The 20,585-nt window shown below is 63.2% G+C and carries 23 protein-coding genes; 18 read left to right on the forward strand and 5 right to left on the reverse strand.

Annotated features, from left to right (window positions below; translation table 11 throughout):
- Positions 1-72: 72 nt before the first annotated feature.
- The 12 genes from MFF34_RS07220 (at position 73) to MFF34_RS07275 (ending at position 13,343) form a co-directional block, all read left to right on the forward strand.
- On the forward strand, positions 73-378 hold the full coding sequence (locus MFF34_RS07220) for a hypothetical protein (RefSeq protein ID WP_238211814.1): 306 nt from the start codon (positions 73-75) through the stop codon (positions 376-378).
- A gap of 48 nt (positions 379-426) precedes the next feature.
- Positions 427-978 carry a YbhB/YbcL family Raf kinase inhibitor-like protein gene (locus tag MFF34_RS07225; RefSeq protein WP_027594869.1) on the forward strand — a complete coding sequence of 184 codons (552 nt, stop codon included), beginning with the start codon at positions 427-429 and terminating at the stop codon, positions 976-978.
- A 564-nt stretch (positions 979-1,542) separates the two neighbouring features.
- A complete protein-coding gene (locus tag MFF34_RS07230) occupies positions 1,543-2,604 on the forward strand; it encodes a 3-deoxy-7-phosphoheptulonate synthase (RefSeq protein ID WP_238211816.1) in 1,062 nt (353 codons plus the stop codon).
- 79 nt (positions 2,605-2,683) lie between these two features.
- The gene (locus MFF34_RS07235) at positions 2,684-2,965 is read left to right on the forward strand and encodes a peptidylprolyl isomerase (protein ID WP_027594867.1); all 282 of its coding nucleotides are present in this window, start codon (positions 2,684-2,686) and stop codon (positions 2,963-2,965) included.
- Between the two features lie 127 nt (positions 2,966-3,092).
- Positions 3,093-4,928 (forward strand): extracellular solute-binding protein, encoded by a 1,836-nt coding sequence (locus MFF34_RS07240; RefSeq protein ID WP_238211915.1) that lies wholly within the window; start codon positions 3,093-3,095, stop codon positions 4,926-4,928.
- A complete protein-coding gene (locus MFF34_RS07245; RefSeq protein WP_027594865.1) occupies positions 4,925-5,983 on the forward strand; it encodes a microcin C ABC transporter permease YejB in 1,059 nt (352 codons plus the stop codon). Before MFF34_RS07240 ends, MFF34_RS07245 begins: the two co-directional genes overlap by 4 nt.
- A complete protein-coding gene (locus MFF34_RS07250; protein WP_238211819.1) occupies positions 5,983-6,999 on the forward strand; it encodes an ABC transporter permease in 1,017 nt (338 codons plus the stop codon). The genes MFF34_RS07245 and MFF34_RS07250 overlap by 1 nt, the downstream gene beginning before the upstream one ends.
- Positions 7,000-7,138: 139 nt before the next feature.
- Entirely contained in the window at positions 7,139-7,909 is a 771-nt protein-coding gene (gene hbdH / locus MFF34_RS07255) for a 3-hydroxybutyrate dehydrogenase (protein ID WP_238211822.1), read from the forward strand.
- Positions 7,910-7,966: 57 nt separating this feature from the next.
- Positions 7,967-8,446 (forward strand): serine protease inhibitor ecotin, encoded by a 480-nt coding sequence (gene eco / locus MFF34_RS07260; RefSeq protein ID WP_238211839.1) that lies wholly within the window; start codon positions 7,967-7,969, stop codon positions 8,444-8,446.
- Positions 8,447-8,592: 146 nt separating this feature from the next.
- Entirely contained in the window at positions 8,593-10,551 is a 1,959-nt protein-coding gene (locus MFF34_RS07265) for an acetoacetate--CoA ligase (RefSeq protein ID WP_238211848.1), read from the forward strand.
- 36 nt (positions 10,552-10,587) lie between these two features.
- Positions 10,588-10,863 (forward strand): peptidylprolyl isomerase, encoded by a 276-nt coding sequence (locus MFF34_RS07270; RefSeq protein ID WP_009686637.1) that lies wholly within the window; start codon positions 10,588-10,590, stop codon positions 10,861-10,863.
- A 146-nt stretch (positions 10,864-11,009) separates the two neighbouring features.
- On the forward strand, positions 11,010-13,343 hold the full coding sequence (locus MFF34_RS07275; protein ID WP_238211850.1) for an autotransporter outer membrane beta-barrel domain-containing protein: 2,334 nt from the start codon (positions 11,010-11,012) through the stop codon (positions 13,341-13,343).
- Here the strand turns inward: MFF34_RS07275 and MFF34_RS07280 are convergent.
- Positions 13,340-13,963, reverse strand: a complete 624-nt coding sequence (locus tag MFF34_RS07280) for a LysE family translocator (protein WP_027594859.1) — start codon at positions 13,961-13,963, stop codon at positions 13,340-13,342. The two genes, MFF34_RS07275 and MFF34_RS07280, sit on opposite strands and share 4 nt — an antisense overlap.
- A 131-nt stretch (positions 13,964-14,094) precedes the next feature.
- Here MFF34_RS07280 and MFF34_RS07285 point away from each other — a divergent pair, with 131 nt between their 5' ends.
- Positions 14,095-14,904, forward strand: coding sequence for an AraC family transcriptional regulator (locus MFF34_RS07285; protein WP_238211858.1), 810 nt, complete (start codon positions 14,095-14,097; stop codon positions 14,902-14,904).
- A gap of 80 nt (positions 14,905-14,984) precedes the next feature.
- The gene (locus MFF34_RS07290) at positions 14,985-15,599 is read left to right on the forward strand and encodes a LysE family translocator (protein WP_238211861.1); all 615 of its coding nucleotides are present in this window, start codon (positions 14,985-14,987) and stop codon (positions 15,597-15,599) included.
- Here the strand turns inward: MFF34_RS07290 and MFF34_RS07295 are convergent.
- Positions 15,547-16,272: a metallophosphoesterase gene (locus MFF34_RS07295; protein WP_238211863.1), complete on the reverse strand. Its 726-nt coding sequence runs from the start codon at positions 16,270-16,272 to the stop codon at positions 15,547-15,549. The genes MFF34_RS07290 and MFF34_RS07295 overlap by 53 nt on opposite strands.
- Before the next feature lie 75 nt (positions 16,273-16,347).
- On the opposite strand from MFF34_RS07295, the gene MFF34_RS07300 reads away from it, so the two are divergent.
- The 3 genes from MFF34_RS07300 to MFF34_RS07310 all read left to right on the forward strand — a co-directional run bounded on the left by MFF34_RS07300 (position 16,348) and on the right by MFF34_RS07310 (position 17,922).
- Positions 16,348-16,863, forward strand: a complete 516-nt coding sequence (locus MFF34_RS07300) for a DUF3016 domain-containing protein (protein WP_238211865.1) — start codon at positions 16,348-16,350, stop codon at positions 16,861-16,863.
- Between the two features lie 76 nt (positions 16,864-16,939).
- Complete coding sequence (locus MFF34_RS07305) at positions 16,940-17,683, forward strand: carbon-nitrogen hydrolase family protein (protein WP_238211867.1); 744 nt, start codon at positions 16,940-16,942, stop codon at positions 17,681-17,683.
- On the forward strand, positions 17,680-17,922 hold the full coding sequence (locus tag MFF34_RS07310; RefSeq protein WP_238211869.1) for a hypothetical protein: 243 nt from the start codon (positions 17,680-17,682) through the stop codon (positions 17,920-17,922). Before MFF34_RS07305 ends, MFF34_RS07310 begins: the two co-directional genes overlap by 4 nt.
- A gap of 11 nt (positions 17,923-17,933) precedes the next feature.
- Here the strand turns inward: MFF34_RS07310 and MFF34_RS07315 are convergent, their stop codons facing one another.
- Positions 17,934-18,434 (reverse strand): methylated-DNA--[protein]-cysteine S-methyltransferase, encoded by a 501-nt coding sequence (locus MFF34_RS07315; RefSeq protein WP_238211872.1) that lies wholly within the window; start codon positions 18,432-18,434, stop codon positions 17,934-17,936.
- A 75-nt stretch (positions 18,435-18,509) separates the two neighbouring features.
- Positions 18,510-19,310 carry a lipopolysaccharide biosynthesis protein gene (locus tag MFF34_RS07320; RefSeq protein ID WP_238211875.1) on the reverse strand — a complete coding sequence of 267 codons (801 nt, stop codon included), beginning with the start codon at positions 19,308-19,310 and terminating at the stop codon, positions 18,510-18,512.
- 353 nt (positions 19,311-19,663) lie between these two features.
- Here MFF34_RS07320 and MFF34_RS07325 point away from each other — a divergent pair, with 353 nt between their 5' ends.
- On the forward strand, positions 19,664-19,870 hold the full coding sequence (locus tag MFF34_RS07325) for a hypothetical protein (protein WP_027594850.1): 207 nt from the start codon (positions 19,664-19,666) through the stop codon (positions 19,868-19,870).
- A 197-nt stretch (positions 19,871-20,067) separates the two neighbouring features.
- Here MFF34_RS07325 and MFF34_RS07330 read toward each other — a convergent pair whose 3' ends face one another.
- Entirely contained in the window at positions 20,068-20,427 is a 360-nt protein-coding gene (locus MFF34_RS07330) for a hypothetical protein (protein ID WP_238211877.1), read from the reverse strand.
- Between the last annotated feature and the right edge of the window lie 158 nt (positions 20,428-20,585).

Below are 20,585 nucleotides of genomic sequence, written 5' to 3' on the forward strand. Positions count from 1 at the left end.
GTCGCCCAGAGGGCACCGCGCCGCCCTGCTCCAGCCAAACGAATGACAGATCATCCGCACGGGAGATTCATCATGATCAGCATTCGCCCCCTTTCGCTGTGCCTGGCCTTGGCCCTGGGCGCCATCACCGTCACCAGCTTCGCTGCCACCGAACCTACCAATACCGACAGCCGCCCACAAACCGACCAGTCTGGCGGCAAGACCGCAGGTGACGGAAGCAGCGTCAACAGCCCCGGCAGCGGCCAGGACAACGACAGCAGCAACACCGGCACCGATGCCGCTGACGGCGCCAGTGGCGGCTCCAACAGCACCGGCGAAGCCACCGGCTCCGGTGCCGGCTACGATGGCGGTACCGCTGAGGACCAGGACAGCCGTTGAGGCTCGGCTGGACTACACTGCGCTCCATCGCCCTGCCAAGGAGTTGCCATGAACGCCAAACCCTGGCTGCTCGCTGCCCTGCTGCCTTTCAGCGTACTGGCCGCCGGGCCGGGCTCTGGCGCACTGTCGATCAGTTCTTCCTCCTTCACCGACGGTGGCGTGATCGCCCTGCAACAGGTCGGGCCAGACCCGGCCTGCGGCGCAGGTGAAGAACGCACCCCGCAACTGAGCTGGGACAACCTGCCCGCCGGTACGCGCTCGCTGGCACTGGTGATGTTCGACCCCGATGGCGGCAAAGGCCTGGGGGTGGTGCACTGGGTCGCCTATAACATCGACCCGGGCCTGGATGGTTTGAAAGAAGGCGTGGCCGGGCTGACCAGCCCTGCCGTGACGGTGGGGCGCAACTCCCGCGGTACCGCCAGCTACCGAGGCCCCTGCCCGCCCGCCGGGGACAACCCGCACCACTACGCGCTGACGTTGATTGCAACCGACCTCGAACCCGGCATCCTGCCAGCAGACCTGGACCGCAACGGGCTACTGCAGTTGCTGCAAGACCATGCCCTGGGCGCGCAAACCCTGGTGGGGCGCTACGGCCATTGAATGAGTCATTGCCTCCCATTACCGGCAATGACCAACGTCATAGCATTTACCCATTGAACGCCGCGCCTGATCTGAAGTAAGCTCGGGCTCATTCACTGGAGAGCAACATGCCGAAACGCACCTGCAATCACGCCAACCACACCGGTCGCACCCTGCGCCCTGTGCTGGCCGTTGCCGGTCGCAAGGCCCCTGCCAGCTTTTATTTTGGGTATTGGTTTAGCCACTAGGCGCCGCTGATACCCACACGGCGCCCACTTTCGAGGGGCCGCCGAACATGAGAATACTCAAACCCCCGGTCGGCTCCCCGACCGGGGGTTTTGCTTTTCAGGCCTTTGAACATTACCGATTTACCTTGAGGACAGATTCATGAACTACGCCACTTATTACTGCGCAAACACCTATGCCTGGCGATTTAGCCAATCCCGTTCGGGCCAGCCTGCCGCCTCCGTTCGGTCCTTCAAGGGTGGCAACGCTGCAGCCAATACACCTACAACGATTTGTCGAACACCTCGATAGGGCCGACGACGCGGGCCAGAACCCGCCGTCCGCCCAGGGAAAAACGCCATGCAAGCCTCGAACCTCGCCCTGCCCCTGAACCAACCGCAAGCTGCCAATACTACCGTCAGCCAGCGCCTGCCCAGCCCCCACCTGCTCAAGCAGCAAATGCCGCTGTCCGCTGAGCTCACCCAGCAAGTCCATGCCCACCGCCAGGCCATCCGCGCCATTCTCGAAGGCCGCGACGAACGCCTGTTGGTAGTGGTAGGCCCCTGCTCGATTCACGACCCTCGCTCGGCCCTGGAATACGCCGACCGCCTGGCCGCGCTGAGCCGCGAAGTGGATGACAAGCTGCTGCTGGTGATGCGCGCCTACGTCGAAAAACCCCGCACCACGGTGGGCTGGAAAGGCCTGGCCTACGACCCGCACCTCGATGGCAGCGATGACATGCACGCCGGTATCGCACTGTCGCGCGGCCTGATGCTGAGCATGATCGAGCGCGGCCTGCCCATTGCGACCGAGCTGCTGCAGCCGATGGCCGCGGGCTACTTCGACGACCTGCTAGGCTGGGCCGCCATCGGCGCACGCACCACCGAGTCGCAGGTGCACCGTGAAATGGTCAGCGGCCTGGAACTGCCTGTGGGCTTCAAGAATGGCACCGACGGCGGTATTGGCATCGCCTGCGACGCCATGCGCAGCGCCGCGCACCCGCACCGCCATTTCGGCATGGATGCGCAGGGCTACCCGGCCATCATCGAGACCCTGGGCAACCCCGACACCCACCTGGTGTTGCGCGGCGGCCATAAGGGCCCGAACTACGATGCCACGAGCATCGCCCAGGCCCGCCTGGGGTTGGCCCAGGTGGGGTTGCAGGCGCGGATCATGGTCGATTGCAGCCATGCCAACAGCGGCAAGGACCCAGCGCAGCAGCCCGCGGTATTCGAGGACGTGCTGGCACAGCGCGTGGCCGGTGACCGTTCGATTGTCGGCGTGATGATCGAAGGGCACCTGTTCGATGGCTGCCAGTCCCTAGGCAAAGGCGCACTGAAGTACGGCGTGTCGATCACCGATGGCTGCCTGGGTTGGGCGTCAACAGAAACCCTGTTGCGCGAGGCGGCACAAAAACTGTAGGAAGCCGCTAGCAAGCCTTGCGAGACATTTCCCGAACAAGTGCGCTAGGCTTGCGTTTTTACCCTAAGGAGCAGTACCCATGGCACGTGCCACCGCCCGCCACATCCTGGTCAGCAGCGAAGACAAATGCAACGAACTGAAAGCCCAGATCGAAGCTGGTGCCGATTTCGCCGAAGTCGCCAAGGCCAATTCCACCTGCCCATCCAGCCGCCAAGGCGGCGACCTGGGCTCGTTCGGCCCGGGCCAGATGGTGCGTGAGTTCGATACCGTGGTCTTCAGCGCGCCGCTGAACGTTGTCCAGGGCCCAGTGAAGACCCAGTTCGGTTATCACCTGCTGGAAGTGACCAGCCGTCAGGACTGATACCAGGTTGTTCCTCTGGAACGACTCAGCCTCTGTAGGAACAGCCTTGCGCTGTGAAGTGGCCCGGCCGGGCAATTTCGTTGACCGTGCTGACGCCTTCGCAGCACAAGGCTGCTCCTACAAGGGCTTGTTTCGCCTGGGCTGGCTGGTTCTGTTTCTGTGCTTTTCCGCCAACACCCACGCAGCACCCACCCATGCGTTGACTGTCTACGGCGAAGCCCCCCGCTACAACCAAAGCTTCCACCATTTCGACTACACCAACCCCAACGCCCCCAAGGGCGGCATATTGCGCCGCTCGGCCATGGAGATTGGCCAGTTCGACCATATTCTGCCGTACATCGACAAAGGCATCGGCGTCAACGAAGTCGATGGTTGGCTGTACGCGCCATTGGCCGTGCGCTCATTCGATGAACCCTACACCGTCTACGGCCTGATTGCCCGGCGCATGGAACGTGGCCCGGACGATGCCTGGCTGCGCTTCGAAATCGACCCTCGCGCCACCTTCGCCGACGGCAAGCCGGTGCGCGCCGAAGACGTGCGCTTTACCTTCGAGCTGCTGATGAGCAAAGGCAGCCTCAAATACCGCACCCAGTTCGCCGAGGTCGCTGGGGTAACCGTCGAAGGCCCGCATCGCGTGCGCTTCGACTTCAGGCAACCCCATGGCCGCACCCTGCCCTTGGACTTGGCCAGCCTGCCGGTGCTGCCCGAGCATGACTGGCAACAACGCGATTTCGCCAACGGCGCCGGCTTCGACAAACCGGTCGGCAGCGGCCCGTACCGCATCGGCCAGATCGACAATGGCCGCAGCATCAGCTTTGAACGTGACCCAACCTGGTGGGCCAAAGACCTCCCTGTCAGCCGTGGCCGCTACAATTTCGACACGCTGCGCATCGAATACTTCGGCGACACCGAAGTGGCGCGGCAGGTGCTAAAAGGGGGTGGCTACGATTACAACCGCGAGTTTTCCGCCACGGCCTACACCCTCGGTTACAACGGCGCGCAGCTGGACGACGGCCGCCTGCAGCGCGCGCACCTGGGCCCGGCCAAACCGCAGGTTGCTCAAGGTTATGTGTTCAACCTGGACAAGCCGCCGTTTCGCGACCGCCGCGTGCGCCAGGCGCTGGGCATGCTCTGGGACTACGAGTGGAGCAACCGGCAGATGATGCGCAACCTCTACATCCGCCAGCAGAGCGTGTTTTCCAACACCCCACTGGCCGCCCGCGCATTGCCGGACGCCAGCGAACTCGAACTGCTGGAGCCGTTGCGCGGCAAGGTGCCGGATGAGGTCTTCGACCGCGTGTTCACAGCCCCTGTCACCGATGGCACGGGCATCATCCGCACGCAACAGCTGCAAGCGTTAGCCTTGTTGCAGCAAGCCGGCTGGCACCCCGAGGGTGACCGCCTGGTGAATGCCCAGGGCGAGCCACTGGAATTCACCTTCCTCAACGGCCAGGCCGGCCTGGAACGCCTGCTGCTGCCATGGAAGCGCAACCTGGCGCAGATCGGCGTCACCCTGAACATCCGCAATGTCGACTCGGCCCAATACGTCAACCGCCTGATGGCGCGTGACTACGACATGATCGTGACCGGCTACCCGGTCACGCTGTCGCCGGGGGCGGAGCTGTACAACTACTTTGGCTCGGCAGCGGCCCACGACCCCGGCTCGAACAACCTGATGGTGCTCCAGGACCCTGCAGTGGACAGCCTGATCGACGGCCTGGTACGCGCCAGCACGCAAGCCGACATGCTGCGCCATGCCCATGCCCTGGACCGCGTGCTGCAGTGGAACTACTACTGGATCCCCAATTACTACCCGCCCGGCAGCTCCACGGCCTGGTGGAACCGCTTTGGCTTGCCCAAGGTTCAGGCCACCTATGACGAAGGCCTCGACACCTGGTGGGAAGTCAGCCCTACCCCGCTGACCAACGCGCAGATGGCCGAACGCCTGAAGGCCTCACCATGACGGCCTATATTCTGCGGCGCCTGTTGCTCATCATCCCCACGCTGCTGGCGATCCTGCTGGTCAATTTCGCGATCGTCCAGGCGGCGCCTGGTGGCCCGGTGGAGCAAGCGGTGGCGCGGCTGCAGGGTATCGGCGGCGGCGCACCAGGCGCCCGGGCCGAGGTGGCGCATGGCGAGTCACGGGCCACCCGCGGCCTGGACCCCAAGCTGATCGAGGCGATCAAACACCAGTACGGTTTCGATAAATCAGCCCCCGAGCGCCTCTGGCTGATGCTGAGCCAGTACGCCCGCCTCGACTTCGGCCAGAGCTTCTTTCGTGGGGCCAAGGTCACCGACCTGATCCTCGACAAGCTGCCGGTCACCTTGTCGCTCGGCTTCTGGGCCACGCTCATCACTTATCTGGTTTCTATCCCCTTGGGCATCCGCAAGGCGGTGCGCCATGGCAGCCGCTTCGATGCCTGGAGCAGCGCACTGATCGTGATCGGCTACGCCCTGCCCTCGTTCCTGTTCGCCCTGTTGCTGATCGTGCTGTTCGCCGGCGGCACGTCGCTGAACTGGTTCCCGGTGCGCGGCCTGGTGTCGGAAAACTTCGACCAGCTCAGCCTGCTGGGCAAGGTCGCCGACTATTTCTGGCACCTGGTGCTGCCGGTCGGCGCACTGGTGATCGGCGGCTTCGCCACCCTGACCCTGCTGACCAAGAATGCATTCCTTGACGAGATCTCCCGCCAGTACGTGGTCACCGCCCGGGCCAAGGGGCTGAGCGAGCGGCGCGTGCTGTACGGCCACGTGTTGCGCAATGCCATGCTGCTGGTGGTGGCCGGGCTGCCCCAGGCACTGATCACGGTGTTTTTTGCAGGCTCGCTGCTCATCGAAGTGATCTTCTCCCTCGATGGCCTTGGCCGGATGAGTTACGAAGCCGCCGTGTCGCGGGACTACCCGGTGGTCTTCGGCACGCTGTTCATCTTTACCCTGGCGGGTTTGTTGATCCGTCTGATCGGCGATGTGTGCTACACCCTGCTCGACCCGCGCATCGACTTCGACACGAGGGCCAACTGATGCTCTCGCCCGTGTCGCGCCGCCGCCTGCAACGCTTTCGCCGCAACCGCCTCGGCTGGGTATCGCTGTGGCTGTTCGCAGCGCTATTGCTGCTGAGCCTGGGCGCAGAGCTGGTGGCCAACGACAAACCCTTGCTGCTGGGTTACAAGGGCGAGCTGTACACCCCGGCGCTCAAGCGTTACACCGAACAGCAGTTCGGCGGCCAATTGCCGTTCCAGCCAGATTACCGCAGTGCCTACGTGCGCCAGTTGATCGAGGCCCAGGGCGGCTGGATGCTGTTCGCCCCCATCCCCTTCAGTGCCGACACCCCTAACTATGACCTGCAAGTGCCCACCCCCAGCCCACCCAGTACCAGCAATTGGCTGGGCACCGACGACCAGGGGCGCGATGTGCTGGCCCGGGTGCTGTACGGCACCCGGGTGTCGCTGCTGTTCGCCTTTGCCCTGACCGTGGTCAGCGTGCTGATCGGCGTGACGGCCGGGGCTTTGCAGGGCTACCACGGCGGCTGGGTCGACCTGCTGGGGCAGCGCTTGCTCGAGGTCTGGTCGGGGTTGCCGGTACTGTACCTGTTGATCATCCTCAGCGGCTTCGTCGAGCCTGATTTCTGGTGGCTGCTGGGGATCATGGCGCTGTTTTCGTGGCTGGCCCTGGTCGATGTGGTGCGCGCCGAGTTCTTGCGCGGGCGCAACCTGGAATACGTCAAAGCCGCGCGGGCGCTGGGCCTGCCAGACAGCCAGGTGATGTTGCGGCACATTCTGCCCAATGCCATGAACGCCACGCTGACCTATGTGCCGTTCATGTTGACCGGGGCCATTACCACCCTGACTGCGCTGGACTTCCTGGGCTTCGGCATGCCGGCCGGCAGCGCCTCGCTGGGCGAACTGGTGACCCAGGGCAAACAGCACCTGGAAGCGCCCTGGCTTGGCTTTACTGCGTTTTTCGCGTTAGCGGTGATTCTGTCGCTGCTGGTGTTCATCGGCGATGCGCTGCGCGAAGCGTTCGATCCACGTGGTTAATGCACGACCCCTGTCGGAGCAGCCTTGCGCTGCGAAGAGGCCAGTGAAAACCCTATAAATCTTAGCTGCTTTCACCGGCCTCTTCGCAGCACAAGGCTGCTCCACAAAAAGACCCACAACCTGCACTGGGAGCATTCGCATGACCCTCAAAGGCAAGACTGCACTCGTCACCGGTTCCACCAGCGGTATCGGCCTTGGCATCGCCCAGGTGCTGGCCCGTGCCGGGGCCAACATCCTGCTCAACGGTTTTGGCGACCCGGCGCCGGCCATCGCCAGCATTACCAGCCACGGAGTGAAGGCTATCCACCACCCCGCCGACCTGTCGGATGCAGCACAAATAGAGGCCCTGTTCGCTGTGGCCGAGCATGAATTCGGCGGTGTCGACATTCTGGTCAACAACGCCGGTATCCAGCACGTGGCGCCGGTCGAACAATTTCCCGTGGAGAGCTGGGACAAGATCATCGCCCTCAACCTGTCGGCGGTGTTCCATGGCAGCCGCCTGGCCCTGCCCGGCATGCGCGCACGCAACTGGGGGCGGATCATCAACATCGCTTCGGTGCACGGGCTGGTCGGTTCGACCGGCAAGGCCGCCTACGTGGCGGCCAAGCATGGCGTGGTGGGCCTGACCAAGGTCGTGGGCCTGGAAACGGCCGCCAGCAATGTCACGTGCAACGCCATCTGCCCGGGCTGGGTGCTGACCCCACTGGTGCAAAAGCAGATCGACGACCGCGCCGCCAAGGGTGTAGACCCGCAGCAGGCACAACACGACCTGTTGGCCGAGAAGCAGCCTTCGTTGGCCTTCGTCACCCCCGAGCACCTGGGCGAGCTGGTACTATTTCTGTGCAGCGAGGCCGCAAGCCAGGTCCGTGGTGCCGCCTGGAATGTCGACGGTGGCTGGCTGGCCCAGTGAGGGCCGGCCACGACCTGGCAATGGTCTTGCACCCTTTTCAACTGCAAGGAGGCCTACATGCGCCCACTCCCACTGTCCGCGATCCTGACCTTGACCCTGGCAGCCGCCGCCCCGGCGATGGCTGCCAGCTTGAAGGACGTCGCGCCCTATCCTGAGGCGGAAAAAGGCTTCACCCGCCAGGTCATCCACCTGCCGGCCCAGGCTGACGAGTCGGCCTATAAACTGGAAATTCTCGCGGGCAAGACGCTGAAGGTCGACTGCAACCGCCAACGCCTGGCAGGCAGCCTCGAAGAACGCACACTCGAAGGCTGGGGCTACAGCTACTACCGCCTGGACAAGGTCGGCGGCCCTGCGAGCACCCTGATGGCCTGCCCGGATGGCAAGAAGACCGAAGCGTTCGTCCCGGTGGTCGGCGAAGGCTTCATGCTGCGCTACAACAGCAAGTTGCCAGTGGTGGTGTATGTGCCCAAGGACGTCGAAGTGCGCTACCGCGTGTGGTCGGCTTCGCAAGACGTGCAGAAGGCTAAAGTGGAATAAGAAGCTCGCATCACGCTGACAGGTAGGAGCAGCCTTGCGCTGCGAAGAGGCCAGTAATAGCAGCGAAGATTTACTGTGTTCTCACTGGCCTCTTCGCAGCGCAAGGCTGCTCCTACCTCCCCTCCCGCAACAACTGGAGGTTCGCCATGAACGACGTACTCTGGAGCCCCTCCACAGCGCAGATCGAGGCCAGCCGGATGGTTGCGTTTCGCCGCTGGGTCAACCTGCGCTACAACCTCGAATTAAACGACTACCAGGCACTGCACCGCTGGAGCATCGAGCAGCGCTCAGCGTTCTGGCAGAGCCTTGCCGAGTACTTTCACGTTAACTGGCACCAACCACCGAGCCACGTGCTGCGCGAAGGCCCGCAAATGCACGATGCCCAGTGGTTCAGCGGCGCCACCCTGAACTACGCCGAACACCTGCTGCGCCGGCGCGACGACCGCCCGGCATTGATCGCCGTACGCGAAGACGGCCAGCGCCGAGTGTTGAGCCATGCGCAGTTGGCCGCCGAGGTCGCGGGGCTGCAACGGGCGTTCGAGGCCTGCGGTGTGAAACCGGGCGACCGCATCGCTGCCATCATGCCCAACACCTGGGAAACCCTGGTAGCCATGCTGGCCTGCACCAGCCTCGGCGCAATCTGGTCCAGCGCTTCACCCGAGTTCGGCGTGCACGGCATCATCGACCGATTCGGCCAGATCAGCCCCAAATTGCTGATCGTCTGCGCCGGTTACCACTATGCCGGTAAGGTCATCGATCAAGTCGACAAGGTCAACCAGGTCTGCGCCCAATTACCAGGCCTTGAGCAACTGATCGTGGTACCCCATACCCGCAACGGGACCCGCGCCGACGAATTCCACGCGTCCCGGGTCGACCTGTGGGAGGGCTTTTTCCAGCCCGGAGGCATGCCTCGATTCACCCCGCTGCCGTTCGATCATCCGCTGTGCATCCTCTACTCCAGCGGCACCACCGGCGTACCCAAGTGCATCGTCCACCGCGCCGGTGGCGTGCTGCTGCAGCACCTCAAGGAACACGGCCTGCACAATGACCTCAAGGCCGATGATGTGCTGTTCTACTACACCACCTGCGGCTGGATGATGTGGAACTGGCTGGCCAGCGGCCTGGCTGTAGGTGCCACACTGGTGCTGTATGACGGCTCGCCCTTCCACCCCGGGCCAGCGCGGCTGCTGGACTTGATCGATGCCGAGGGCATCCATGCCTTCGGCACCAGCGCCAAGTACTTGGCTGCACTCGAACAGGAAGGCCTTGAGCCTGCCGCCACGCACCGCCTGACCAGCTTGCGCCTGCTGCTGTCGACCGGCTCGCCACTGTCGCCGCACAGTTACGATTACGTTTACCGCAAGATCAAGGCCGATGTGTGCCTGGCCTCCATGTCCGGTGGCACCGACATCGTTGCCTGCTTCGTGCTGGGCAACCCGACGCTGCCGGTGCATCGCGGCGAAATCCAGTGCAAGGGGCTGGGCATGGCGGTGGAGGTCTGGAACGCGCAACGCCAGAGTGTGTATGACGAAAAAGGTGAACTGGTGTGCCTGCAGCCGTTTCCGTCCATGCCGCTGGGCTTTTGGCACGACCCCGATGGCAGCCGCTACCACGCGGCCTACTTCAGCCAGTTCCCGGGGGTCTGGGCCCAGGGCGACTATGCCGAGCAGCGCGCCAGCGGTGGCCTGATCATCCACGGCCGCTCCGATGCCGTGCTCAACCCTGGCGGGGTGCGCATTGGCACGGCAGAGATCTACCGCCAGGTGGAGAAGGTCGAAGAGGTGCTGGAAAGCGTCGCCATCGGCCAGCACTGGCAAGGCGATGTGCGGGTGGTGCTGTTCGTGCGCCTGCGCGACGACCTGCAGCTGGATGACGCCTTGCGGCAACGCATTCGCCAGGTGATACGCCAATACACCACGCCGCGCCATGTGCCTGCGGTGATTGCCCAGGTCAACGACATACCGCGCACCATCAGCGGCAAGCTGGTGGAGCTGGCGGTACGTGATGTGGTCCATGGCCTGCCGGTGAAAAACACCGACGCCCTGGCCAACCCGGAGGCGCTGGAGCAGTTTCGCGACCACAACGCGCTGCACAATGAGGCATAATGGCGCCCTTTTTTTACCCCGAAGCACAGGTGTCCCATGAAAGCTCAAGCCCGCCACATCCTGGTCAAGACCGCTGACGAAGCCGAAAAGCTCAAGCAGCGCATCGCCAATGGCGAGGCCTTCGACGTGCTGGCGAAGAAGTTTTCCACCTGCCCGTCGGGCAAGCGCGGCGGTGATCTGGGTGAGGTGAGGCCCGGACAGATGGTCGGCGCCATCGACCAGGTCATCTTCAAAAAGCCGCTGCGCGTGGTGCATGGGCCGATCAAGAGCAAGTTCGGCTACCACCTGGTGCAAACCTTCTACCGCGACTGACAGCGTCAGGGTGGCAACAGGCCACCTAGCATTATTGCCAGTTGTTCAACGTCAGGCCTTTCCCTACAACTCAGGCAGGACCGAGGTGGTGCGCCTAAGCGCCGCGTCAGGTAGTGGTCCCCCTCTGAGGCCCCGGAGACCTGCCGATGCGTTATCACCGCCTGCTTGCCCCTGCCGCGTTGCCACTGCTCGTACTGCCGACGCTTGGCTACCCTGATTCACTGACCGTCATGCCGGGCGACAGCCTGGGGGCGATTTCGCAAACCCAACAGGTCGATACCTTCACCATGAGCGGGGGCACGGTCCAGTCGCTGAATCAGGGCCAAGGGTTCGATAATTTCACAATGTCGGGCGGGCGCATTATCGGTGCGTTCGAGGATGGCGATCATGCAATCTTTTCGGGCGGTCAGATAGGCCGAGTCGACTTGAAGCTCGCTGACAACTACTTCGAAATGTCCCAGGACACCGCCGTTGCAACCAAGATTGACGGCAACCTGGTGAGCGGCTTTGGCAACGACACGATCCTGCTGCGCGGGGGCTCGATTGGCGGCAATATCAGCACCAGTGGCGGCCAGGACCGCATTACCATCAGTGGTGGTTCGCTCAAGGGGAATGTGCTCGCCAGTGCCGGCAACGACACCTTCACGTGGTCCGGCGGCAGCATCGGTGGCCGGGTCGATATGGGTGTTGGCGATGACTCCACGACAATCGACAGCATCGATGCCAAGGCCTTGGACATCAGCATCGACGGCGGCGCTGGCAATGACACCCTGGTGTTCAACCGCAGCCAGGTGACGCGCGGGGCGTTGTACACCAACTGGGAATCCGTGGCGTTGACCAACGCCAGCCGATTCACCCTCGACGACACCCTCACCTTGGGCGACCTAGGCACCGACACGCTCCCCGCCACGCGTACAGGCAGCTTCACAATCGATGCGAGCAGCGCACTGACCGCACGCCAAGGCAGCATCGTGAGTATCCAGAACGGCAACAAGGTGTCGGTCGAAAACGCCGGCACGATAGACCTGTCGCGGGGCAACGATGCCCAGGGGCGCCTGAGCATTCATGGCGATTACACCGGCAACAACGGCACCCTGCGCGTGAACAGCGTGCTGGCCGGGGATGGCGCGGCCTCCGACCGCCTGGTAGTCAGCCGCGGGGATATCGCTGGCCGCACTGGCCTGCTGGTCAATAACCTGGGTGGCGCAGGCGCGCTGACCTCACAGAACGGTATCCAAGTGGTCGAAGCCCGCGACGGCGCGACCAGCAGGAACGACGCTTTCGTCCAGACCCAGACGCTTTCGGTCGGTGCCTACGACTATCGCTTGTTCAAGGGTGGCGTGACGGCCGGCAGCGAAAACAGCTGGTACCTGCGCTCGAACGTGGTAGCCCCACCTGCTCCGTCGCCGGCACCGCAACCCGGCGAGCCACCCGTAATCGAACCGGCTGCGACCCCGCCTGTGGTTGCGGCGGCGCCTGGGCAAGCTGAACTGCCTGCGCCCGTGCAGGGCAAGCCCTTGGCGCTGTACCGCCCCGAAGTCCCGGTGTACGCCGCAGCCCCCAGAGGCGCCGCAATCATCGCCCGCCAAGCGTTGGGTACCTTTCACCAGCGCCAGGGCGACCAGCAGTTGTTGGCCGGCCAAGGCGGGCTCCCCGCCAGTTGGGGCCAGGCCTACGGCGGCACGCTGCGCCAGCAATGGACAGGCACGGTCAGCCCCAGCCTGGACGGTGACCTGTATGGCTTCAAGGTCGGCCAGGACATGTATGCCAAGGTCAATGACAGCGGCTATCGCCAACAGGTCGGCGTGTATGTCAGCCACAGTCGCCTGGACGCCGACGTCAAAGGGTTTGCCCTGGCCGTACAAGACCGCAGCGTCGGTGACCTGAAGCTCGATGGCGACAGCGTCGGCGCTTACTGGACACTGGTCGGGCCGCAGCGCGGGTACCTCGATGCCGTACTGCAGTACACCGACCTGGATGGCCGGGCGCGCTCGCACCGTGGTGACAAGCTGAACATCAATGGCCATGCCTGGACAGCGTCACTGGAGTCCGGCTACCCCATCGCACTGTCGCAACGCTGGGCCGTGGAGCCACAAGCCCAGTTGATCGCCCAGAAGGTCTCGCTGGACACCGCCCGAGACAGCGCCTCGCGCGTCAGCCATGACGCCCAGGTTGAACTGACCGCGCGCTTGGGTGCGCGCCTTGAAGGCACCTTCACGGGCACCCGTGGACGCCTGCTGCAACCCTATGCGCAGGTCAACCTGTGGCACGGCGACGGTGGCCGCGACACGCTGACGTTCGATGAACTCGACACGATAAAGACTGACTACCGCTACACCTCAGTGCAACTTGAAAGCGGTGTGGTCGCGCAAGTGAGTGAAGCGCTTAGCCTGCACGGCGGCGTGCAGTACAGCGCCAACCTGGACAGCCGCCAGCAGGAAGCCAGCGGCGTGAACCTGGGTGTGCGCTGGCAGTTCTAGCGGCGCGCTGCCAGCAGACCGAGGCCAGCGCAGCCCAGCAAGGAGGCGCTGACCCGGTTGAACATCCGACGCGGCCCAGGTTGGCTGAACCAGCGCTGCATATAGGCGCCAAGGCCCGCATAGATGGCGATGGCGGCCCACTCCAGCAGCAGGAACAGCACGCCCAGCCACAGGAACTGCTCACTGACCGGGGTGGCACCGCCGACCGAGACAAATTGGGGCAGGAAGGCCGTGAAGATCAGGATCGCCTTCGGGTTGCCCGCCGCCACCCAGAACTCTTGCCGCGCCAGGCGCCAGGTGCCGCGTGGGTGATCGCCCGCCACCACGGCTTCACCAACAGGGGCCCGCCACAACTGCCAGGCAATGTAGAACAGGTAGGCGGCACCAATAACCTTGATGGCGAGGAACAGGTATTCACTGGTATGCAGCACCACCGCCAGGCCCATGGCCGCCAGCGCAATCATGCCGCTGAAAGCGACAATGCGCCCGCCACCGGCCACGCAGGCCGTGCGCAGGCCGTAGCGGCTGGCATTGTGCAACGACAGCAGGTTGTTGGGCCCGGGCGCCATGTTGAGGGCGAAGCACGCGGGGATGAACAGCAGCAAACTGGCAAGATCCATTTTTATTGTCCTCTGACATCAAGCGCTTATTTCGACCGCAGACGCGCACAGGGTCAAGTTACAGCCAGCCAAAAAAACTGTACGGGTCCCCTGCTACTGGTAAGCTTTTGCTCCTGTCGAGGACCCTTTTCATGCCCCGCTCACAAGCCCGCGTCTGGCGCGATACTGCCCTGCCCTTCGTCGAAAGCCGCCGCGCCTGCCATAGCCGCGCCTGCTACAAGGCGCATAGCCATCCGACCTTTTCCATGGGCGCAGTGGATGCCGGCTTCAGCCTGTTTACCGGCGCAAGCGGTGGCCAGCAACGCCTGACACCCGGCACCTTGGTGATGGTCCCGGCAAAGCGTGTGCATGCGTGCAATCCGGCGCCTGGCCAGGCCTGGAGCTACCAGATGCTGCACGTGGATGCCGACTGGCTGTCGCAACTGCGCCTGGAATCTGGGCTGCGCGGTGCGCAGGCGGGTGAGCCAGCACGTATCAGCCATGTGCCCGCCTTGTACGGCCAGTTCTGCGCGCTGAATGCCTTGCTGTTCTCCGGTGCGAGCAACGGCGAGAAAGAGGCGGCGCTGATTGCCTTCATGGGGGACCAGGACTTCTGCGCGCACCCGACGCTGGAGGCGGCACCGGCGCTGGGCGCCTCCCTGCTCAGTGGCCTGGTCGAACGGATCGAGGCTGAGGACCCTGCGCAACTGAGCCTGACGTTGCTGGCCCAGGAAGCGGGATTGGGGCGTTATCAACTGATCCGGGCGTTTCGCGCAGCGACCGGCCTGACGCCCCATGCCTACCTGCTCAACGCCAGGGTCAATCGCGGTCGGCTTCTGTTGAACCAGGGCCTGGCGCTGGCAGAGGTCGCCTATCAGCTTGGGTTTGCCGACCAAAGCCACTTTCAGCGAGTGTTCAAGGCGCACGTGGGCGTAACGCCTGGGCAATACCGAGGCCATTGAGGCCCCGCGCAATAATCTTCAATACGGGCTCCAGGCTCGACGCCAGACTGCGGTTTTCCCCTGCCGGAGTCGTCCTGCCCATGGAGCAGTTCCTGATCGTCGCCCTCGCCCACTTCCTAGCCCTGCTGTCACCCGGCCCGGACTTTTTCCTGGTTGCCCGCACCTCCATCAGTGGCGGTTGGCGCACCGCCAGCGGCGCGTGCCTGGGTATCGCGTTGGCCAATGGCGCCTTCATCGCCATGGCCTTTACTGGCCTGTCGATTTTGCGTGAAGGCAGCACGTTGTTCATTGCTTTGCAGCTGGCCGGTGCGGCCTATCTCTTGTACATCGGCACACAATTCTTGCGCTACGCCGGTCATTCCAACCTGGCCGCAGTGGCCGGCAATGGCGCTGTACCAGGTGGGTGGCGCAGCCTGGCGATGGGCTTTTTGTCGGGCATTCTCAACCCCAAGAACGCGCTGTTCTACGCCAGCCTCGCCAGCATGGTCGCCAGCAGCAGTGTCGGCTGGAAGGTGGCGTATGCGGGCTGGATGTTCTGCATCGTGCTGCTCTGGGACCTGCTGGTCGCCGTGGCCATCGGCAACCAGCGCGTGTTGCAGCGCTTCGCCCGCGCCTTGCCCTGGCTGGAGCGGGCTTCGGGGGTCATGCTGATGGTGTTGGCCGGGGCGTTGCTTGTTCACCTTGCGCGGGGCTGACCAGCTCAAGAGTGGCTAGGTCGAGCAGGCTGAAATGGCCGCTGGCCCAGCCGCCGGTGTCCAGGTGCCAGACATTGCCCAGCTGTTTGACCTGCAACACGGGTGTATGCCCGACCAACAAGGCACGGATGCCGTGCACAGGCCGGGTGTCGCCCTCCTTCAGCCGGCGCCGCGACCATTGGCAGACTTCGCGTACCTCGGGGTCGTCATCCAGTTCCAGCCAGCTGCGTAACACGGGCCAATCGGCGAAGGGGCTGTCGGCATGCAACAGGCCGATCAGGCCCGCTGCACTTTCAACTTCCATACCGATCGGCAATTGCTCGAAGCGTTCGACAAAGCGCCGCTGCTCGGCCTTGGGCAGCTCAAGAAACCAGCCACCACCGGCGGCGTAGTACATCTCCAGGTCGAACCGGCCACCGCGCAGGTAGCTAACCGCCAGCGCCTCATGGTTCCCCTGCACGGCATGAAACCAGGGCAAGTCCAGCCATGCCAGTGCCGCGTGGCTGAGCGGACCGCGGTCGACCAGGTCACCGACGCTGAACAGGCGGTCCACTGCGGGGTTGAACCCAACCGCTTGCAGGCACCGAACAAGGCGCCCGAAGTGCCCGTGGATATCACCCACCGCCAGGTCTCGCCCCAGGGGGTTGGCGGCTACCCGCCGAAACCGACTCATTACAAACTTCCTCTGCGGGTGCTGTCATGGCAGGCGTAGAATAGAAGGACACGTCTTTCACCTTGGAGGTGCATCATGCGTACCGCCCTCGTGTGTGCCGTGCTCGTGGCGCTGTCATTGAACAGCATGGCACAAGGTGCTCCGGCTGCGCAGGTCGAGGTGCGATTCGACCATCCCGAAAAATTTCGCGATGCCAGCCTCGACAGTGCCGGCTACGAACGGGGTGCCGATGCCTATGTCATGAAGGCCCTGACCGAGTACCTGCACAAGCTCGGCCAGCGTTACTTGCAAGCAGACCAGCAGCTGGTTATCGACATCCGTGACATCGACCTGGCCGGGCGCTTCGAGCCTTGGCACAGCAATGCCTACGATGTGCGCTTCATGCGCGAAATCACCTGGCCGACCATCGACCTCAGCTACACCCTCAGCCAGCCCGGCAAACCTGCCCAGCAAGCGCAGGAACGGGTCAGCGACAAGATGTACCTCAGCCGCCCGGGGCGGGTGACCAGCAGCAGCGACCGCCTGTATGCCGAAAAGGCCATGCTGAACGACTGGTTCCGCCAGCGCTTCGCACCGCACTCGGCTTCCTGAAAATCCCTTCACTGGTACAGGTGTTGCGGCCAGGCGTATGCTCGGTCCTTGACTCGTACCAGGGAAGGAGCTGTTGATGAAGATCTGCGCCGTGCAACTGGCGTCGCTCAAAGGCGATATTCAGGGCAACCTTGCGCGTCACCTGGATTGCATCGAGCAGGCTGCGGCGCTGGGTGCTGAGCTGGTGGTGTTTCCTGAACTGTCACTGACCGGCTATGAGCCGACCTTGGCCCGCCAGCTCGCCCTGCCTCTATCCTCCCCATGTCTGGAGCCACTTCAGGCGCTGTGCGACCAGCATGCACTCACAGTCGCTGTGGGCCTGCCCTTACCAACGCCTGACGGGATTCTCATCGGCATGCCGATCCTGAGCCCAGGCATGCCCCGCCAGGCGTATGCCAAAAGGCGCCTGCACGGCGATGAACTGCCCTACTTCGCCGCAGGCGATCAACCGTTGGTACTCGAGGTGGCCAAACACCGGGTAGCGCCAGCCATCTGCTACGAGTCGATGTTCATCGAACATGCTGCAGAGGCGCGGGCACAGGGTGCGCAGGTGTACCTGGCCAGTGTGGCGAAAACGCCCAAGGGCATTGATGAGGGTTACCAACACTACCCGAAGGTCGCCCGCACCCTGGGCCTTACTGTCTTGCTGGCCAACTGCGTGGGGCCTGCCGATACGTTCATCGGCGCAGGTGGGTCTGCGGCCTGGGATAGCCAGGGTCAGCTGCTGGCCAGCCTGGATGACACCTGCGAAGGGCTGATTCTGCTGGATACCACCCGCTCCAGCGCGACCGCTGTGCCACTGAGGGTGCTGACTGCGTGAAGTATCTGTTGTTGACGCTGGCGAGCTACGCATCCACGCATTACCTGGTCGGGCTGTTGATCCAGGGGCAATTGGCCGAAATCGCCGAAGGCCTGCGCCATCGACCGGGTGCGCCCACCCCTGGCGAATATTTGCGAGAGGTCCGGCCCCATGCACGGCGGGCCCACCGGCAGTACACCTTGATGGCCGGATCAGCGCTGGCGCTGGTGGCTTGCCTGGTCGCCAGCTGGATCTTTTAGGCTTGCCTGACTCAGAGCGCCAATGCCAGGCTTTCTCTGCCTTCCAGCGCCAGCAGGTATTGCTTCGCCTGAAGCCCTCCGGCAAAGCCGGTGAGGTTGCCTGAAGCACCAATTACCCGGTGGCACGGCGCAATGATGGAGATCGGGTTACGGCCATTGGCCGCGCCTACCGCTCGGACCGCGCTAGGGTTGCCGATCTGCCGGGCAATGTCGCCGTAACTGCGGGTTTCACCGAAAGGAATGGTCAGCAATGCAGTCCACACCTCACGCTGAAACGGCGTACCGGCAAAATCCAACGCCAGGTCGAAGCGTCGCCGCGTGCCGGCAAAGTACTCGCCCAGCTGGCGGGCGGTGTCCAGCAGGACCGAGCACCGGTCATCTCGGTGGAGCTCACCGAGCCGCACGCGGTTTTCCCGCTCCTCTTCCCAGAGCACGGCTGCCAGCCGTTCGCCGCGGGCGACCAGCGTCAGCGTGCCAACGGGGGATTGCATGAAGGTGAAGGCGCTGGACATTGGGGGCTCCTGCAGGGTGCGAGATGGTCAGCGCACTCTACGCAGGCGCAAGGCCACACGCACCCGCTTTCTTGCTCAACCAATCCCGTAGCCGGCAATCCGCCTGGCTTCTGACAGGTTGACCTTGGGGATCAGTTCGGCCGGGATGCGCGACGCCGCCGACAGGTTGTAGACGTGAAAATGCTCATTGACCACTTGCCGCGCCATCAATGTCAGTGACGGCAGGATGCGGCTGTCCCAATGCTGGTCCAGGCCGCACGGTGAATGTTGCCCTTCTTCGGTCTCGTAGAAGCGCCCCACCGTCTGGTCAAGGTCGACCCCCACCAGCAACACCTCTTCGAACCCCAGGTGATAAGCCAGTTGCAGCGCCACGTAGGCGACTGTGCGGGCATCGAAAAAACCCTGCGACAAGTCTTTGCTGAAGGCGATCGACCGTGCCCGTTTGCTCCACAGTGCGCGGCTGCAGACGCAACTGTCACCGTGCCCGCGCACACCGTCGAGAAGGCCGGGTGTGTGCGCCTTGTGCAAGGCATAGCATTCGCTGGCAGCTGGGATGTCGGCACCCTCGAATTGCTCTGGCCACAGCGCAAGCCGTTGGCTGTCACGCAGGGCGGTGGCAAACAGATCAGGTTGCTGCAGGCCGAAGCTCTTGTCGGTGCACACGTAGAAAAACGGTTTCACGCCATGCTCTGCTGTCATGGCGACTGAACCGTTCATGGCGATGATGGGCAGGTGGGCAAAATCAGCCAGAGGGAAATGCCTGGCTGAGGCACCCGACGCCAGAATCACCACGGGGCCTTGCTGGGTATTGCGACACGCCTCGAAACTGGAGAACGCCCCGCGTTCAGCACTGGGCTGCGACGGAAGTGTGTTCATCGTTTGCTACTTTGGACTGGACAGTACAAAACACGATACCGGTCCTTGTATGCACAACGGACGCTTTTACAAAAACCTTACACAAAGCGACTGCTGGGTCTAAATCTGTCCAAAAGTGGAAGTAATGACAGCGCCCTTCTCCACACAAGCGCGGTGTTTCTACAGACCCGTACTCCCGGTCGTTGTTCACCCGTCTGCAGGTCTGGCAGGCGCATTGCCCCCATTTCACCGACGAACGGGCGTGCTGGAAACGGTGTCACGCACCGGGCTATTCGTCGCTTGCCCATGAGCCTGCTTGATGGTTACCAACTGCCCGACTAATACTTAGGTCTCTGCCTGGGGAGGCACGAAACATGCAACCAAGATTCGTTATCGTTCCGGCGGTACCCATCGAAAAGGAGTCTTTCCGCGTCGGTAGCCGGTACTACGCAGCCACCGTATGCGGGGGGTTCGACATTTACGACAACCTGGCGAAGGAGCGGCTCAAGCCCAGTTACCCAAACAGGACCGATGCAGAAGTGCAATGCCAGCGGATGAACACAAAACTCGAAGCACGCTGAGGGGAAGTCGCCGAAGCGGGTGCGCTCAAATGACGTGTGCAGTACTTGCGGCCTCACCTCATGACCCTGCCCCGATTAATGCCAGTCAGTTACGGCCAAGGGGGCCGCTGCGCGGCCCCATTCACTGCCGATGACGTTTAACTGACTCGCAAGCCAGCTACCAACATGGGCGGTATGGGCGGCTCAGGTTACTGAGCTCACTCCAAGCACTCTCTTGCAGCCAGGCGCAGTTTGTCGCCCGAAAGGAAGCTGCCTTTGTAGAACGTGGCGCGGCTGCCGTCGCGCGACTCAACCACCTCGAGAACATCGTCGGAGGCCACTGCGCTTGGCGCGGTCAATCGATAGCCGTGGGCGATCGACTTCTGGTTGGCGAGGGGCGCCAGTGCTTGCCACTTGGGCATTACACAGGCGGCATATTGTGCAGGGGTTTTGGAAGTCAGCTTACTGGCTGTGGGGTTACCCGGTGTTGCGCAACCGGCAAGGCTGGCAGTCAACAAGGTGCAAATAAAGATACGAAAAGTAGGCATTTGCAATTGACCATTAGGGATACGGGGCATTCTACCCAGCGTTGCAACTTGGTTCCAATAAACCAAGGTCGTGGTGCATTTTGCTTATGAGTGAACATTCTATTGAAGCTTCACTAAAGCAGGCACCTGTTAATTCTGCTAGTAGCCAAAGCCGTGAAGCGGGTAGAGAGTGGCCGTGCGGTTACACA

It is taken from the genome of Pseudomonas sp. PAGU 2196 (genome assembly GCF_022179005.1).
GTDB classification, from domain to species: Bacteria; Pseudomonadota; Gammaproteobacteria; order Pseudomonadales; family Pseudomonadaceae; genus Aquipseudomonas; species Aquipseudomonas kermanshahensis.